Genomic DNA, 721 nt, shown 5'->3' on the forward strand with positions numbered 1-721 from the left:
GACGGGCACTGCCGTCCGTTCGACGCCGACGCGAACGGCACGGTCTTCGCCAGCGGCGTGGGCATCGTCGTCCTCAAGCGCCTCAGCGACGCCCTGCGCGACGGCGACACCATCCGCGCCGTCATCCGCGGCTCAGCCGTCAACAACGACGGCGCCGACAAGGTCGGCTTCACCGCCCCCAGCGTCCGCGGCCAAGCCGACGTCATCTACGAAGCACACCAACTCGCCGGAATCAACGCCCGCACCATCGGCTACGTCGAAGCACACGGCACCGCCACCACACTCGGCGACCCCATCGAAATCGCCGCCCTCACCGAAGCCTTCCGCACCACCACCCAGGACACCGGCTACTGCACCCTCGGCTCCGTCAAATCCAACATCGGACACCTCGACACCGCCGCAGGCATCGCCGGCTTCATCAAAGCCGTCCTCTGCGTCCAACACGCCACCATCCCCGCCACCCTCCACTACCACCACCCCAACCCCCAGACCAACCTCCACACCACCCCCTTCCACATCAACAACCACACCCAACCCTGGACCGGCCCCACCCCCCGACGCGCCGGCATCAGCTCCTTCGGCATGGGCGGCACCAACGCCCACATCATCATCGAACAACCACCCACCACCGAAACCGAACCCACCAACACCCCCGACACCCCCGACACCACCAACACCCAACCCACCCACCACGACTGGCACATCCTCACCACCTCCGCCC

Annotated in this window: 1 protein-coding gene; it reads left to right on the forward strand. The window is 67.3% G+C overall.

Annotated features, from left to right (window positions below; genetic code table 11):
• Positions 1-721 (forward strand): ketoacyl-synthetase C-terminal extension domain-containing protein (locus UK12_RS32855; RefSeq protein ID WP_045306869.1); only part of this gene is annotated, 721 nt, incomplete at both ends.

Origin of the sequence: Saccharothrix sp. ST-888, assembly GCF_000955975.1 — a bacterium.
In the GTDB taxonomy this organism is placed as follows: Bacteria; Actinomycetota; Actinomycetes; order Streptomycetales; family Streptomycetaceae; genus Kitasatospora.